Genomic DNA, 15220 nt, shown 5'->3' with positions numbered 1-15220 from the left:
CAGGACGGCGCTGAGCAGGCGTCTCACGCGATGGCCCTCTGCACGGCATCGATGAAGACCTGCGGCGAGTTGAACTGCATTTCTCGGGTGGCGATTTCCACGGCCACTTGCACGGTACTGCCACGGGTCATGCGTTCACCGGTCTCGGCATCGCTGATCAGGTAGTTGATCTTCAGGCGGTTTTCCCACTCCACCAGGTCGGCGCGCACGACGATGCGCTGGCCGAACTGGGCGCCGCGCACGTAGCGCAGCTGCAGGTCGATCACCGGCCAGGCATAGCCGGAGTCACGCATCTGCCGGTAGTTGTGGTCGAGCTTGTCGAGCAGGGCGCAGCGCGCCTGCTCGAAGTACTTGACGTAGTGGCCGTGCCAGACGATTTCCATCATGTCGACGTCGTAGAACTGCACCTGCAGTTCGATCTGCGCCTGCAACACGCCTGATTTACGCATACAGCCCCCAGTGCTGGCTGCGAATGCGCTCCAGGCACAGGCGCAGCTCACCTTCCAGGGCGCGGTCTTCGATCACCGGCGGGAAGTCACTGGCCAGTTGCTCGCGCATGGCTGCCAGCGGCGCGGGAATGTCGCGCTTGCCAGCGCGCTCGCGTAGCCACACGCCCTGGTTGGCGGCCAGCAGGGTGGCGGCGGCGACCTGTTCGGTCAGCTCCAGGCTGCGCAGCGCATCGCGCGCGGCGATGGTGCCCATGCTCACCTTGTCCTGGTTGTGGCATTCGGTGGAGCGCGAGAACACGCTGGCCGGCATGGTGTTCTTCAGCGCTTCGGCGGTCCAGGCGCTGGCGCCGATCTGCACGGCCTTGAAGCCGTGGTTGATCATCGCGGTTTCCAGCGGTGCGCCAGACAGATTGCTCGGCAGGCCGTGGTTGTAGCGGCTGTCCACCAGCAGGGCGAGCTGGCGGTCGAGCAGGTCGGCGACGTTGCCGATGAGGTTCTTCAGGCTGTCCATGGCAAAGGCGATATGCCCGCCGTAGAAGTGCCCGCCGTGCAGGGTGCGCTCGGTCTCGGCATCGAACAGCGGGTTGTCGTTGGCGCTGTTGAGTTCGATCTCGATGAACTGGCGCAGCAGGCCCAGGCTGTCGGCCAGCACGCCAAGCACGTGCGGCGCGCAGCGGATCGAGTAGCGATCCTGCAGGCGATGCAGGGGCGGCAGCGGCGCTTCGACGGCCAGGTCCTGGCGAATCCAGGCGGCGACCTGGGTCTGTCCGGGGTGCGGCTTGGCGGCGAACAGGCGCTCGTCGAAGTGCTCCGGGTTGCCTTCGAGGGCGATCACGTTGAGTGCAGTGATGCGCGTCGCCAGTTTCAGCAGGTAGTCGGCGCGGGCATAGGCCAGGCAGGCCAGGGCGGTCATCACTGCGGTGCCGTTCATCAGCGCCAGGGCTTCTTTCGGGCGCAGGGTCAGGGGCGTCCAGCCCAGCTCGCGATGCACGTCGGCGGCGCTGCGGCGTTCGCCCTTGTACAGCACCTCACGCTCACCACTGAGGGTGGCGGCGACGTAGGACAGCGGGGTGAGATCGCCGCTGGCGCCGACTGAGCCTTCTTCCGGGATCAGCGGCAGCACGTCGTGATCGATGAACGCCTGGATGCGCTCGAGCAGCTCCACGCGTACCCCGGATACCCCATGGCACAGCGACTGCAAGCGGGCCGCGAGCACTGCGCGGGTGCTGGGGGCGTCGAGCAGTTTGCCCAGGCCGCAGCCGTGGAAGGTGAACAGGTGCTTGGGCAGTGCCTCGACCTGGTGCAGCGGCACCGCTACCACGCAGGAGTCGCCATAGCCGGTGGTGACGCCATAGATCACGCCTTCCTTGTCTAGCAGGGTGTCGAGAAAACGAGCGCCCTTGGCGATCTTTTCCCGGTAGGCCGCGTCGTTCTGCAACTGGGCTCGGGCCTGGCGTTGCGACAGGGCTACGATGTTCTCGATGTTCAGCGGGCGCTCGCCGAAGATCACCGGCTCAGGCTGGTATGTCGTCATCTCGCTTCCAGAAAGGGTAGAAGTTGAACCATTGGTTGGGGGCGTCCAGGCAGTGTTCGCCCAGGCGTTGCGCATAGCGTTGTGCCCAGTCGCGGATCACCTGGTCGCGCTCGCTGCGCTTCCAGGCCACGGCATCGGCGAAGTGTTCGAGGCGCACCTGGTAGCGGCCGTCGATTTTCAGGCAATGAATCAGTTCCACCGGGCACTGCAGCAGGCCGGCCAGCAGCCAGGGGCCCTGGGGGAAGGCGGCCGGCAGACCGAGGAAGTCGACCTCGACACTGCGCCCGCCGTGCAGGGGCACGCGGTCGCCGGCAATCGCCAGCCATTCGCCGCGCTCCAGGCGCTCGGCCAATTGCAGCATGATCGCGGGGTCGAGTTCGCTCACCTGAATCAGGCGCAGGTGGCTGGCGCCGGACTCACCCAGCAGGCGGTTGAAGCGTTCGGCATGCTTGGTGTGCACCAGGACGTTCATGCGTACCTGCTCGCCAAGTTCGGCCAGTGCGCGGCAGACTTCCAGATTGCCCAGATGGGCACCGACCAGAAGCCGCCCGCGGCTGCCGTCGTGCATCTTTTCCCGCAGCTTGTCGGGGTCGTGCAGTTGCAGGTGCTGCAACGGCAGGTGGCCATTCCAGGCGTCGAGCTTGTCCAGCAGGCTGTCGGCGAAGGCGAGGAACTGACGTAGCACCGAACTTCGGCTCGGGCGCAGTTCGGGGCGTGCGCTCCATGCTGCCAGGTTGTGCTGGTACTGATGGATGCTGGTGCGCGCGCTGCGGCCGAAGATGTAGAAGTACAGGACGATCAGGTACAGCAGTGGCGTCAGCGGACGGCGGCCAAGTCGACGCACGGCGGCGACCGTGAAACGCATCAGCAGGAAGCTGCCGCGCTCCTTCTGGCGAGCCCAGTGATCCTTGTGTTCGGTAGCGCTCATGCAGTCAGCCTGCGCCAGAGAATGCGCGGTGCACGCAGCAACATGCCGAAGAACAGACGGGCATGCATGCCGGAGATCAGCAGGTTGTCGTGCCACAGGCGAAAGTGCGAAAGGCCATCGGCCGGGTAGTGCACGCGGGTCGGCAGCCAGTGCATCGGCTGCTCGCGCCAGGCCATGCGCACCAGAATCTCGGTGTCGAAGTCCATGCGCCGGCCGAGCTTGACCGTGTCCAGCAGTGCCAGGGTGGGCGGCAGCGGATAGATGCGAAAGCCGCACATGGAGTCGCGGATCTGCAGCGACAGGCAGTTGATCCAGACCCAGATGTGGGTCAGGTAGCGGGCATAGAGGCGCGACCTGGGCACGCTGGCATCGTATTGCGGGTAGCCGCAGACCATCGCCTCTGGATGCGCTCGAGCGGTGTCGAGGAAAGCATCGATGCTGCTCAGGTCATGCTGACCGTCGGCATCGACCTGCAGGGCATGGCTGTAACCGAGGCGCGCTGCTTCACGCAGGCCGGCCATCACCGCGCCGCCCTTGCCCAGGTTGCTGGGCAGGCGCAGCAGGTGGACGCCTGACTGCTGCGCCAGTTCGTCCATCACGGCGGCGCAGGTGGCACTGGAACCATCGTCCACCAGCAGGCAGGGCAGCCCGGCGCGGTGCAGTTCGTTGACCACGCCAGGCAATGGTCGCTCGTGGTTGTACACCGGAATGACCGCGCAGGGTTTGAAGCCAGATTCAGCCATGGGCCGGCTCCAGCAGGATGCGCCCGGAGGAACAGGCCGCTTCGCCATTGTGGTAGGCGAAGTAGAGCTTGCCGCGCTCGGTGTCGAAACGCAGGGTGAGCTGCAGGGTGTCGCCGGGGCGCACCAGTTGCTGGAACTTGAGCACTTCCATGCCGGCGAAACGTGGCGGCAGGTCGCTGATCAACTGGCGCGCCAGTTGCTGCGCCCAGTCCACCTGGACCACACCTGGCAGTACCGGGGTCTGCGGGAAGTGGCCAGTGAAGTGGGCAAGATCCAGCGGCACCTGCAACTGCAACAGCCATTCGCCGTCGCGTGCTTCGGCGCTGACGGGCTCTACCCGAGTCGGCCGTGGGGCGCTCAGCAGGGCGTCGACCTGGCTCTGTGGCAGTTTGCCCTGGCTGCTGTAGGGCAGCTCCAGCAGCAGGCGCCAGCGGCGTGGCAGGGCGATGGTTTCGCAGTGCTCGGCCAGATGTCGGCGCAGGGTTTCGGTCAGCGTGCGGCGACCCTGGTTGCGCAGGGCGTGTACGCCACTCGGGCTCAGGGCCAGCACGGCGCCGAGAAAGGCGCGGCCTTCCTGGATCACCCCCAGGCGAGCGTCGGCAACCCAGTCGTGGCCGGTCAGCGCCTGCTCCAGCATGGGCAGGGAGATGCGTTTTTCCTCCAGCTTGACGATGCGGTCGAGCCGCCCGCGCAGGACGAAACGACCGTCGTCGCCGATCTCGGCGGCGTCCGCGCTCTGCTCGACATGCCCGGCGGGCAAGTACGGCGAAGCGATACGCAGGGCGCCGGCTGCATCGAGGCTCAGCTCGACGCCCGGGAAAGGCTGCCAGGCGCTGTCGCCCTGACGCCAGCCGATGCCGCCGGTTTCCGAGCTGCCGTAAATTTCCGTCGGCCATTGGCCCAGGCGCTCATGCAGGGTCTGGGCGGCCTCGGCAGGCAGGGCGCCGCCAGAGGAGAACAGCTGTTTGACCTGGCTCAGCGCCGGCCAGTCGAGGTTGTCGCCCATGCGCTTGAGCAAGGCGGGGCTGGCTATCCAGGCGAAGTCAGGGGCGGCGCCAGCCTCTGCGCTCGTACGGCCCCTGGCGATAGCCAGGCTGGCCTGCTGCAGGTCTTCAGGGAAGGGCAGGGCGCGGCGGTATAGCGGTCGGCCGGCGCAGAGCGGCCAGAGCAGGCGAAACAGCAGGCCGTAGATATGCTGGCAGGCGACGCTGCCGAGGATGGTGGCCTGGCCGAGGTGCGCGCCCCACAAACGCTCCAGCGCCTCGACCTCGTTGGCCAGTTGCACCAGGCTCTTGTCGATCAGTTTGGGCTCGCCGCTGGAGCCCGAGGTGCACAGGGTCAGGTGGCAATGCTCGGGCAGCAGGCGGGCGCTCGGCAGCGGCTCCGCGTCCAGCCCGCTCAGGTCATCCAGCCACAGGTCGACCTGATCTGCCAAACGTTGGCGCGTCTGCGCCTGGGCATCGGCGGGCAGCAACACCTGCACTCCGGCGCGCCAGGCGCCGAGCAGGGCGATGGCCAGTTCGCCGGCATCCTCCAGATACAGCGCCACGCGTTCCACGCTTCGCGCCTGCAGGGCAGCGGCCAGGCGCAAGGCGCGTTCTTGCAGCTGCGCATGCTGCAGGGTCGGCTCCAGGGCCACCTGCCGGTCAGGCCGGGCTTCCAGCAGCAGATCAGTGAGGGGCAACCAGGTCATTCGTGTTTCCTTACCTGCTGGCGGATCAACCATTCGCCAGCGAACAACAGGCCGATCAGGCCGTAAGAGATGAATCCGGTGTAGAGCGTCCACCAAGAGAGCGGCGCCCACATCGCCAGTGCCATCAGCAGCACGGTATTGCCTAGGAAGAACAGCGCCCAGACCTTGGTGACGGTGCGGGTGTAGCGCACGGCGATGTCCGGTAGCTGCGGCTCCCGCAGGCGTGCCAGGCGCTCCACCAGCGGCGGGCCGAACTTCAGGCTGAGGCCGAACAGCGCCAGCAGCATCAGGTTGAGCAATACCGGGTACCAGCGCAGCAGGGCCGGCTCGTCCGCGACTGCCAGCAGCAGGCAGAACGCCAGCGCCGCCACGGCCAGCCACAGGCCACCGGGGCGGCGACGTGCCGTCAACGCACGGGCCAGCCAGAGCCCGCCGAGCAACGCAGCAAACACACGTGGCGACCAGTGTTCCATGCCGTAGTAGACGGCGAAGGGATAGAGGATGCCGGCGATCAGCAACAGCAGGCCAAACAGGCGCGCCATGGGGTCAGGCTTGGGCCTGGGGTGCGTCGTTGATCAGGCGGTACACGGCTTCTACCACGTCGCCGACGCTACGTACGCTCTTGAACTCCTCGGCCGCCAGCTTGCGCCCGGTCTGGCGCTTGATATGGTCGATCAGGTCGACGGCGTCGATGCTGTCGATTTCCAGGTCTTCATACAGGCTGGCGTCCAGGGTCACGCGCTCGGCGTCCAGTTCGAACAGCTCCACCAGGGCGCTACGCAGGGTGACGAAGATTTCTTCGCGGCTTTGCATCTGGGCTAATCCTCAAGCGGCTTTCTGGGCAGAAACGAACGCAGCCAGGCTCGCGACATTGGCGAAGTGCTTGCGGGTGTCCTTGGCTTCGGCGTCGATCTTGATGCCGAAACGTTTCTGGATGGCCAGACCCAGTTCGAGCGCGTCCACCGAGTCCAGGCCCAGGCCTTCGCCGAACAGGGTCTGCTCTGCGCCGATGTCGTCGGCGCTCATGTCTTCGAGGCCGAGGGCGTCGATGATCAGGTTCTTGATTTCAAGTTGCAGATCGCTCATCTGAGGCGAGCTCCTTCATAAAGTGTTGATGCAGATGGTCGTTGAGCTTGCGCGAGGCAATCGGCAACGGGGCCTGCTCGGTGTATTGCCGCGGATCGATATCCTCCCCGACCCGCAGGCGAAAGTGAAAACGGCGCGACGGAATGCTGTACCAGGGCTCGGCCTTGGTCAGGGTGGTGGGGGTCACGCTGATGACCACCGGGGTCACCACGCTGGCGCCGCGCACGGCGATGGCGGCTGCGCCACGGTGAAATTCCGGGTTGCTGCCAGGTACGGTGCGGGTGCCCTCGGGGAAGACGATCAGGGTTTCGCCGTTTTGCAGAGCGCCGGCGGCTTCATCGAGCATGTCCATGCTGCCGCTGTTGCTGATGTATTGGGCGGCGCGAATCGGCCCGCGCATGCAGGGGTTTTCCCACAGGCTCTGCTTGACCACGCAGTTGGCGTCGCGGATGAAGGCGATCAGCACGACCACGTCGATCAGCGAAGGGTGATTGGCGATCACCATCTGCCCGGGGCGGCCAAGACGCTCGGCACCCTCGACTTCATAGGTGAGCACGCCTGTGCGGTACATGAACTGAACGAATACGCGAAAGGTCCAGCTGACCACCGCCCGGGCGCGACTGCGGCGGCGCAAGGTGTCGCCGGGCAGCAGGCTGAGCAGGGGGAAAACCAGGACGCGCAGCAGCACACCGCCGACGCCAAACAGGGCGAAGCTCAGGGCGGTGGCGACGAGCCGCCATGCGTAAGGCGGGCTGTATTGGCTCAGGCCTCGTTGCGTGACCAGGTCCATTGACGGTGTTTCCAGTTATGAGTCAGCGTTGGCTGCCCGCCATGGAAGGCGCGCAGCAGGTTCAGAGGGTGTGGCCAGGCGGCGGGTAAGCCAGAGACGGCGGGCGCGAGGCTCAAGGTCCAGGTTTTGCCCGGTTTCAGCAGCAGAGCCAGCGCGTAGGAGAAGGGTACGTCATCTATGTAGGGCGTGTAGAGGTCGGGCGGCAATTCTTCGGCGATCACAAGCAGCACCGCCGGCGCTCCTTCGGCCAGCAGGCCACTGGCTTCGACCATGGCCTGCTCAAGGCCGTCTCCGGTCGCCGCCATGGCGGTCATTTCGCTATCGTCGGCGCGCAGGATCGACCACAGACCGATGATGGCGTTGTGTACCGACAGGCTGAACTGGGTGGGCGACAGCGGTTCGTCTTGCGCCAACTCGGTGAGAATGTTCAGGGTGCGCGGAGTTTCGCCATGACGCGAGGCGAATACCATCGGCAGAGGACCTTGCCCTTCGGCGAGCGGCCAGGCGACATGGAACAGCATCCGCGCCAGCCGGCTGAGGCGGCGCCGTTGCATGGCGGGAAGAAAACTCACGTCCGGTTGTTGTTGCTCGTCGCGCACGACCACAGGAGCGCTGCACCAGGCACGCCAATCATCCTCTGACTCCAGGCCGGGGGCCCAGGCGCGCAATCCTTCGATGTGGAAATTCATAGCACGAGGCTTTTCGCCACTCCGGGCATACTGGTGGGCACGACGATACGCCTGAAGGCGTCGCTATCAGTCAGTGCCATGGCATAGTGCCGGTACTTGTTCGGTCGGGCATTATCTAGATGCGCGCAGGACTGTGCAAACATTGCGCAGCTTCTTCTGATAGGCGGATGATGGCGATGTGGTCTACGTCTCGTGCCTGTCATGGCCTTTGCATAGAATTCGGAACATTCCAGATCAGGGAGAGCAACGATGCGACGTGTGGTATTCAACCAGAAAGGTGGCGTAGGCAAGTCCAGCATCGCTTGTAATCTCGCCGCAGTGAGCGCAGCTCAGGGCTATCGCACGCTGCTGATCGACCTCGATGCCCAGGCCAATTCGACCCACTACCTCACCGGCCTGACCGGCGAGGAAATCCCCATGGGCATCGCCGACTTCTTCAAGCAGACGCTCTCGTCCGGGCCGTTCGCCAAGAAGGGCAAGGTGGATATCTACGAAACGCCATTCGACAACCTGCATGTGGTCACGGCTACCGCCGAACTGGCCGAGTTGCAGCCGAAGCTGGAGCAGAAGCACAAGATCAACAAGCTGCGCAAACTGCTCGACGAGTTGGCCGAAGACTACGACCACATCTACCTGGATACGCCGCCGGCGCTGAACTTCTACACAGTTTCTGCGTTGATCGCCGCTGATCGTGTGCTGATTCCCTTTGATTGCGACAGTTTCTCGCGTAATGCGTTGTACGGCCTGCTGGCCGAGCTCGAAGAGCTCAAGGAAGATCACAACGAGGCGCTGGAGGTGGAAGGCATCGTGGTCAACCAGTTCCAGCCGCGTGCCACGTTGCCGCAGCAGTTGCTGGATGAGCTGATCGCCGAAGGACTGCCGGTGCTGCCGGTGAACCTGATGAGTTCGGTGAAGATGCGCGAATCGCACCAAGTGTGCACGCCGCTGATCTATCTGGATGCACGGCACAAGCTGACGCAGCAGTTCGTCGAACTGCACGATCTGCTCAACGCTGCAGACTAAGGTTGATCAGGGCTGCTTTGTTACAAGCCTTCAGTTCCCGCCAAACAAGAACGCCCCGAGATGATCGGGGCGTTCTTGTTTCAGTTGACCTGTCAGAGTTTGTTGGCGGCTTCCTGAGCAATTTCTTGCAGACCTGCTTCGGTGATGGCTTTCCAGTCGCTATCGGTGACGGCTTGCATGCCATCGCTTTTCAGCGTGACGATTTCCATATTCGGTTGGCCAGCAGCTTCGATGTTCAAGCGCGACTTGTTGTTGACCGTCACGTAGAAGAAGCCGGGCGAAAACCATGACCAGAACTCCTTGACGCGAACCTTCACCTCGGTAGCGCCGTCGGCATTAGGAGCTGTCACCACCTCATAGCCAGCTTGCCGGTAGGCAGAGGCCACGGACTCTTCGACCAGGGCAGACACGGTACGGCCAGATGGCAGCAAAACGTCTCCGAGCGCTTTGCCATAGCCATTTCTCTTGCGGCCAAAGGCCCGCTCGGTGATCGAGCGATCAGTGGTTTCTGCATTCTTCAGCGACGGAATGTCGGCCTGGCTCGGCTTGATTTCGAAAACGCGCTCATCGACTGCGCTGATGTACACCTTCTTACCGTTGCTGGCTTCAGGGGTGCCGGCCAGCTCCAGCGAAGGGGCCTTCACATCGATCTCGGAACGGCTCGTGGCGCAGCCAACGCAAAGCGCCAGCAGAAGACTAACGCCGGCTAGTCTGACGGTCTTTTCCATACTCATAGAACTACTCCTTGTGTGCATCGGTTGGGCATTGGACGGGCGATTCTACAAGGATGATGGCGAATTGGCATCTGCGCTGCAGTGACTAGGTATTGAGTAGGCGTTTGGATGCTGACCATAGGGCTTCTGGGGCCCTGCTCGGTAGGCGGGTTTGTTACTGCTGTGCAAAGGGCGGCCGACGGGCCGCCCCGAGCAAGGGCAATGGGTTGTCTCTGACCGTGTGTACTCTTGTGGCTGGTCTAGCGCACCACGAACACGTCGCATGGCGCCTTGTGCAGGAAGTGCTGCGCCAGGCTGCCCAGCAGGGCCTGGGAGAAGGCGCTGCGGCCGTGGCTGCCGAGCACCAGCAGCTCGCCTCGACGTGTCTTGATCTGCTCCTGCAGGCTGCGCAGGATGCCGCCTTGCAGCACTTCATGACTGAGTTTCGGGCCGCCCGCTGGCAGCAGCTGCGCTTCGTCGTGCAGTAGCTGATCGATCAGGCCTTGCTGAGTCTGCAGCTGCAGTTCCACCTGCTGCGGCGTGCCCTTGTCCGGCTCGAACACGTGCAGGGCGTGCAGCTCGGCATTGCCAGGCAGCAGTTGATACGCCTGGCCGAGTGCGCTGCAGGCGCACAGGGAGAAGTCGATCGCGGCCAGCGCCCGCTGATAAGGCTGGAAGTCGTTGCGTGCTACCAACAGCAGCGGCACGGTGCAGCGGCGGGCGATGCGGTCGAGGCTGGTGCCGGAGAAGAAGTCGTGGCGTTTCTGGTGCCCGCCCAGTACCAGCAGGTCGCAGCCGCTGTCCTGCACCTGTTGCAGCACCACTTCCGAGGGCTTGCCGCTGAGCATGCGCAGCTCCGTGCCTGGTGGGGCGTACTGGGTCAGGCTGCGATCCAGTGCCTGGCGTGCCTTCTCGTGCTGCTCGCTGCCCTGGCTCGGGTCGAGCACATGCAGGAGGGTCAGGCGGGCGTTGTGCTGCTGGGCCAGCTGAGTGGCGCGGCACAGCGCCATGTCAGCGGTGTCGCGCAGGTCGTGGGCGATAAGAATGTGCTTGAACATGGTGACGGCTCTCCTGCCGATACCCCTCGGCAATTTTATTGTGCCTGTTCAGATAGCCGCTCTTTTGACCTGTGGCAAGGTCAGGGACTGTTACCGATTGCGAATGCTGGCAGCGGCGCCATTGAGCGTAAACGCAATTGGTAGTGGCCGCGACTTTCTGCGACCACTTCGCCGCTGCCGTCGGTCAGTTGCAGTTCCAGCACATACTCGGCCTTGCCCTGCTGGCTCGCTTGCTCTTCCAGTCGGGCGATTTCCTCGGCCGCGAGGCGCGCTTCGACCCGGATGTCGCCCGTGGCGGGGCGACGAAAGCGCAGGTTCATTTCCTTGATGACGGGATAGAAGCGCTGGGCGTCGAAGCTGCTCAGAAACAGTGCGCCGCCGGGAATTTCCGCCAGGGTGAACAGGGCGCCGGCGTACATGCTGCCGATATGGTTCTGGTTGCCTTGCAACGGCATGCGCAGGCGGACGAAGCCAGGCTCCAGCACTTCGGCCTTGAGGCCGCTGCGCTTGACGAAGGCGATCTGCTCTTCGGTGAGTTGACGGGCGATTTCCACGGGCAGGGGCATGACGGACTCCTTGAGCGGGCGTCAGGCCAGCTTACGGCTTGCTCGTCGCCGTGCAATTGACCGCAGTGGCCGCCGTCACTGACGCAAACGCTCAAGTGGCGTAGCCCGGATACAACCCGGAAATGGCTGGCGCCCTGATTCCCCGGATTGCGTCCGGGTTACAGAAGCACGCTAGATGCCCTGCTGGCGCAACCAGGCCTGCAGTTGCGGCAGTGGCATGGCGCCGCTCTGACGCGCGACTTCGACGCCACCCTTGAACAGGATCAGGCTGGGGATCGAGCGAATGCCCAGTTGCCCGGCCAGATTCGGGTTGGCCTCGCTGTCGAGCTTGCCCAGGCGGCAGCGCCCTTGAAGCTGGGCAGCGGCCTGCTGGAAGGTCGGGGCGAAGGCCTGGCACGGGCCGCACCAACTGGCCCAGACATCCACCAGCAGAGGCAGGTCGCCCTTCAGCTGGCTGGCGAAGTTGGCTTGGCTGAGGGTGATGGGCGCGGCCGGTAGCACGTCGGCCTTGCAGCGGCCACAGCGTGGCGTGTCCGCCAGGCGTTCGGCGGGAATGCGGTTGAGCCCGTTGCAGTGCGGGCAGGGGATCAGCAGGGGATCGCTCATGATTCGGCTCCAGCGGCAATGACACCTATCTGGAGCCGAAGCGGCGGCTTTTCAAGCGATCAGCCGCGCGCGGCCTCGAGTGCCTGGGTCAGGTCGGCGAGGATGTCGTCGATATGCTCGATGCCGATGGACAGGCGCACCATGTCGCGCGGTACGCCGGCCTTCTGCAGTTCCTCGTCGCTGAGTTGGCGGTGCGTGGTGGATGCCGGGTGGCAGGCCAGTGACTTGGCGTCGCCGATGTTGACCAGGCGTACCACCAGTTGCAGCGCATCGATGAAGCGCGCGCCAGCTTCCTGGCCGCCCTGGATACCGAAGGACAGGATCGCCGCCGGCTTACCGCCGAAGTAACGCTGGGCCAGCCCGTGCTCGGGGTGGTCGACCAGGCCGGCGTATTTGACCCAGGCCACCTGTGGGTGCTCTTGCAGGAACTGCGCGACTTTCAGGGCGTTCTCGGTGTGCCGCTCCATGCGCAGGGCCAGGGTTTCCAGGCCTTGCAGGATGAGGAAGGCATTGAACGGCGACAGCGCCGCCCCGGTGTTGCGCAGCAGCACCACGCGGCAGCGGCCGATGAAGGCCGCGGGGCCGAAGGCTTCGGTGTAGGTGACACCGTGGTAGGACGGATCGGGCGTGTTGAGCAGCGCGAAGCGTGTTTTGTGCTCGGCCCAGGGGAATTTGCCGGAGTCGACCACGATGCCGCCGATGCTGGTGCCATGGCCGCCGATGTACTTGGTCAGCGAATGCACGACGATGTCCGCGCCATGCTCGAAGGGGCGGCAGAGGATTGGGGTGGCCACGGTGTTGTCGACGATCAGCGGCACGCCATGGCGGTGCGCGGCATCGGCCAGTGCCGCCAGGTCGACGATGTTGCCGGCCGGGTTGCCGATGGATTCGCAGAACACCGCCTTGGTGCGCTCGTCGATCAGCGCTTCCAGCGCGGCGATGTCATCGTGCGCGGCGAAGCGGGTCTGGATGCCGAAGCGTGGCAGGGTGTGGGCCAGCAGGTTGTAGGTGCCGCCGTAGAGCTTGGCCACCGAGACGATGTTGTCGCCGGCTTCGGCCACGGTCTGGATCGCGTAGGTGATGGCGGCCATGCCGGAGGCCACGGCCAGTGCGCCGACGCCGCCTTCCAGCGCCGCCACGCGTTCCTCGAGCACGGCATTGGTCGGGTTCATGATGCGCGAATAGATGTTGCCAGCCACCTTCAGGTCGAACAGATCGGCACCGTGCTGGGTGTCGTCGAAGGCGAAGGAACTGGTCTGGTAGATCGGTACGGCCACGGCCTTGGTGGTGGGATCCGGATCGTAGCCGGCGTGGATGGCCAGTGTTTCCAGTTTCATGCGCGCGTTCCTTCTGGGCAGATTGAAAGGATCGCAGCATGGAGAATGCAGCAGGGCCCGGTCAATGCGCTGGAGCAACGAAACGGGCCCTGGGTTAGAACGTTGTATTGGGCGCTTATGCCTTAGACCGGTGTCAGCGGGAAGAACCAGGGGATGATCATCGTCGCGACGCACCACAGCAGCAGGTTCAGCGGAATCCCCACCCGCATGAAATCGGTAAAGCGATAGCCACCGGCGTTGTAGACGAAGGTGTTGGTCTGGTAGCCGATGGGGGTGGCGAAGCTGGCGCTGGCGGCGAACATCACCGCGACCACGAAAGCGCGCGGATCGACGCCCAGGTGTTGCGCCACGCCGATGGCGATGGGCGTCACCAGTACCGCTACCGCGTTGTTCGACAGCATCTCGGTGAGGATCGAGGTGAACAGGTAGATGAAGCTCAGCATCAACAAAGGGCCGGCCCACGGCAGCCAGCCCATCACGTTCTCCACCAGCAGCTTGACCAGACCGACCTTGTCCATGGCGATGCTGATGGCCAGCATGCCGAAGATCAGGCTGAGAATTTTCCAGTCCACAGCCTTGTAGGCGTCTTCCACATCCAGGCAGCGGGTCGCCAGCACGGTCACCGCGCCGATGATCGCCAGTCCCTCGATGGGCATCACGCCGAAAGCGGCCAGCAGCATGACGGCGAGGGTCGAGATGATCGCGATGGGTGCCTTGTCGCGGCGAAAGGCGCGCTCCTGTACGGCGTTGAGGCTGATCAGCTCGCCGTTGTCGGCGAAGCGCTTGATCTGCGCGGGGGTGCCCTCGACCAGCATCACATCGCCAAACTGCAGCTCGAAGTCGTCCAGATTGCCCTGCACGTTCTCGTCCTGGCGATGCACGGCGAGCACGGCGATGCCGTAGCGCGCGGTGAGGTCAAGGTCGCGCATCGGCCGGTGGCTGTAGCGTGAGTTACGCCCGACTATGGCTTCGGCGAGGATCACGTCGTGGCTGCTGATGGTTTCGAAGGCATCGCCACGGTTGAAACTCAGGTGGCCGCTCTCGCGCAGCTCCACCACGTCCTTGACCTGACCATGCAGCACCAGGCGGTCGCCGCTGGCCAGCAGCGTTTCCGCGCCGGGTTCGGTCAGCTCCTGCTCTTCGCGAAACAGCTTCAGTACCTGCAGGCCGCTGCCGCCGTTGAGGTGGGCCTCGTGCAGGGTCTTGCCGATCATCGGTGAGTCGTGCGGCACCAGCAGTTCGGTCATGAAGGTGCGTGACAGGTCGGGGCGCAGCTGGCGCGACAGCGTCTCGCGCTCCGGCAGCAGGTGGCGGCCGATGGTCAGCAGGTAGAGCATGCCGCACGTGGCCATGACCAGGCCGACACCGGTGATCTCGAAAATGCCGAACGGCGCCATGCCGGCCTTGCGCGCCACGCCATCGACCAGAATGTTGGTCGAGGTGCCGATCATGGTCAGGGTGCCGCCGAGGATGGTGGCGTAGGACAGCGGAATCAGCAGCTTGGACGGCAGGGTACCGGCGCGGCGGGCCAGCGCGATCGCCACCGGAGTGAGGATGGCGACTACCGGCGTGTTGTTCAGGCAGGCGGAGACCACCAGCGCGGTGACGGTCAGGCCGGTGAGCACGCGAATCGGGCTGGTGCCCACCAGATTGCCCAGCCAGTTGCCGAGGGCGTCGATGCAACCGGTGCGCTCCAGCGCGGCGGAGAGCACGAACATGCAGGCGATGGTCACCGGCGCGGAGTTGGACAGCACACTGAGCACTTCGCTCGGCGTCAGCAACTGGGTGACCAGCAGCGTGGCCACGGCAATGGCCGCGACGATGTCCGGGCTCCACTTCTCCCGGACGAAGGCATACAGCACCCAGATCAGCAGGGCGCCGACGAATAACAGGGGGAGGGAGTCCCAGGGCATGAAGATCCTTGGCAGCGAATCTCGTGTGAGGTATCGGCACGCACTGGGCGGCCTGGCTGGGCGCCAAGATAGAGGGGTTCTCTTAGATAGTC

Annotated in this window: 17 protein-coding genes; 1 reads left to right on the top strand and 16 read right to left on the bottom strand. The window is 64.5% G+C overall.

All coding sequences use genetic code 11. The annotated features are described in order from the left end of the window. Positions 1 to 23: 23 nt before the first annotated feature. Genes ACN8M7_RS03255 through ACN8M7_RS03210 form a run of 10 tightly spaced genes read right to left on the bottom strand, consistent with a single transcriptional unit; the run spans position 24 to position 7912 of the window. Positions 24 to 449: an acyl-CoA thioesterase gene (locus tag ACN8M7_RS03255; protein ID WP_061238401.1), complete on the bottom strand. Its 426-nt coding sequence runs from the start codon at positions 447 to 449 to the stop codon at positions 24 to 26. Then, positions 442 to 1983, bottom strand: a complete 1542-nt coding sequence (locus ACN8M7_RS03250; RefSeq protein WP_490259753.1) for an HAL/PAL/TAL family ammonia-lyase — start codon at positions 1981 to 1983, stop codon at positions 442 to 444. The genes ACN8M7_RS03255 and ACN8M7_RS03250 overlap by 8 nt, the downstream gene beginning before the upstream one ends. Next, positions 1964 to 2911 carry a lysophospholipid acyltransferase family protein gene (locus ACN8M7_RS03245; RefSeq protein ID WP_490259752.1) on the bottom strand — a complete coding sequence of 316 codons (948 nt, stop codon included), beginning with the start codon at positions 2909 to 2911 and terminating at the stop codon, positions 1964 to 1966. The genes ACN8M7_RS03250 and ACN8M7_RS03245 overlap by 20 nt, the downstream gene beginning before the upstream one ends. Beyond that, positions 2908 to 3654, bottom strand: a complete 747-nt coding sequence (locus ACN8M7_RS03240; protein ID WP_490259751.1) for a glycosyltransferase family 2 protein — start codon at positions 3652 to 3654, stop codon at positions 2908 to 2910. Before ACN8M7_RS03240 ends, ACN8M7_RS03245 begins: the two co-directional genes overlap by 4 nt. Further along, complete coding sequence (locus ACN8M7_RS03235) at positions 3647 to 5347, bottom strand: ApeI family dehydratase (protein ID WP_490259750.1); 1701 nt, start codon at positions 5345 to 5347, stop codon at positions 3647 to 3649. The genes ACN8M7_RS03240 and ACN8M7_RS03235 overlap by 8 nt, the downstream gene beginning before the upstream one ends. Next, positions 5344 to 5889, bottom strand: a complete 546-nt coding sequence (locus ACN8M7_RS03230) for a COG4648 family protein (RefSeq protein ID WP_490259749.1) — start codon at positions 5887 to 5889, stop codon at positions 5344 to 5346. Before ACN8M7_RS03230 ends, ACN8M7_RS03235 begins: the two co-directional genes overlap by 4 nt. A 4-nt stretch (positions 5890 to 5893) precedes the next feature. Beyond that, the gene (locus ACN8M7_RS03225) at positions 5894 to 6160 is read right to left on the bottom strand and encodes an acyl carrier protein (RefSeq protein WP_061238395.1); all 267 of its coding nucleotides are present in this window, start codon (positions 6158 to 6160) and stop codon (positions 5894 to 5896) included. Positions 6161 to 6172: 12 nt separating this feature from the next. Next, positions 6173 to 6433 (bottom strand): phosphopantetheine-binding protein, encoded by a 261-nt coding sequence (locus tag ACN8M7_RS03220; protein ID WP_017678587.1) that lies wholly within the window; start codon positions 6431 to 6433, stop codon positions 6173 to 6175. Beyond that, positions 6414 to 7223 carry a lysophospholipid acyltransferase family protein gene (locus tag ACN8M7_RS03215; RefSeq protein WP_197432150.1) on the bottom strand — a complete coding sequence of 270 codons (810 nt, stop codon included), beginning with the start codon at positions 7221 to 7223 and terminating at the stop codon, positions 6414 to 6416. The genes ACN8M7_RS03220 and ACN8M7_RS03215 overlap by 20 nt, the downstream gene beginning before the upstream one ends. After that, on the bottom strand, positions 7196 to 7912 hold the full coding sequence (locus ACN8M7_RS03210) for a beta-ketoacyl synthase chain length factor (RefSeq protein WP_490259748.1): 717 nt from the start codon (positions 7910 to 7912) through the stop codon (positions 7196 to 7198). The genes ACN8M7_RS03215 and ACN8M7_RS03210 overlap by 28 nt, the downstream gene beginning before the upstream one ends. A 249-nt stretch (positions 7913 to 8161) precedes the next feature. Between ACN8M7_RS03210 and ACN8M7_RS03205 the strand changes: the two genes are divergently transcribed. Next, entirely contained in the window at positions 8162 to 8935 is a 774-nt protein-coding gene (locus ACN8M7_RS03205) for a ParA family protein (protein WP_061238393.1), read from the top strand. Positions 8936 to 9027: 92 nt separating this feature from the next. Here ACN8M7_RS03205 and ACN8M7_RS03200 read toward each other — a convergent pair whose 3' ends face one another. The 6 genes from ACN8M7_RS03200 to ACN8M7_RS03175 form a co-directional block, all read right to left on the bottom strand. Then, the gene (locus ACN8M7_RS03200) at positions 9028 to 9669 is read right to left on the bottom strand and encodes a flagellar biosynthesis protein (protein ID WP_490259747.1); all 642 of its coding nucleotides are present in this window, start codon (positions 9667 to 9669) and stop codon (positions 9028 to 9030) included. Positions 9670 to 9908: 239 nt separating this feature from the next. Then, positions 9909 to 10706: a universal stress protein gene (locus tag ACN8M7_RS03195; protein ID WP_490259746.1), complete on the bottom strand. Its 798-nt coding sequence runs from the start codon at positions 10704 to 10706 to the stop codon at positions 9909 to 9911. 80 nt (positions 10707 to 10786) lie between these two features. After that, complete coding sequence (locus ACN8M7_RS03190; protein ID WP_490259745.1) at positions 10787 to 11272, bottom strand: PaaI family thioesterase; 486 nt, start codon at positions 11270 to 11272, stop codon at positions 10787 to 10789. A gap of 171 nt (positions 11273 to 11443) precedes the next feature. After that, entirely contained in the window at positions 11444 to 11878 is a 435-nt protein-coding gene (trxC, locus tag ACN8M7_RS03185; protein ID WP_490259744.1) for a thioredoxin TrxC, read from the bottom strand. 59 nt (positions 11879 to 11937) lie between these two features. Continuing rightward, the gene (locus ACN8M7_RS03180) at positions 11938 to 13215 is read right to left on the bottom strand and encodes a bifunctional O-acetylhomoserine aminocarboxypropyltransferase/cysteine synthase (protein WP_490259743.1); all 1278 of its coding nucleotides are present in this window, start codon (positions 13213 to 13215) and stop codon (positions 11938 to 11940) included. A 122-nt stretch (positions 13216 to 13337) separates the two neighbouring features. Further along, positions 13338 to 15128: an SLC13 family permease gene (locus ACN8M7_RS03175; RefSeq protein ID WP_061238387.1), complete on the bottom strand. Its 1791-nt coding sequence runs from the start codon at positions 15126 to 15128 to the stop codon at positions 13338 to 13340. Between the last annotated feature and the right edge of the window lie 92 nt (positions 15129 to 15220).

Origin of the sequence: Pseudomonas spartinae, from assembly GCF_965197125.1 — a bacterium.
In the GTDB taxonomy this organism is placed as follows: domain Bacteria; phylum Pseudomonadota; class Gammaproteobacteria; order Pseudomonadales; family Pseudomonadaceae; genus Aquipseudomonas; species Aquipseudomonas composti_A.
This window is presented reverse-complemented; position numbering and strand designations above follow the sequence as displayed.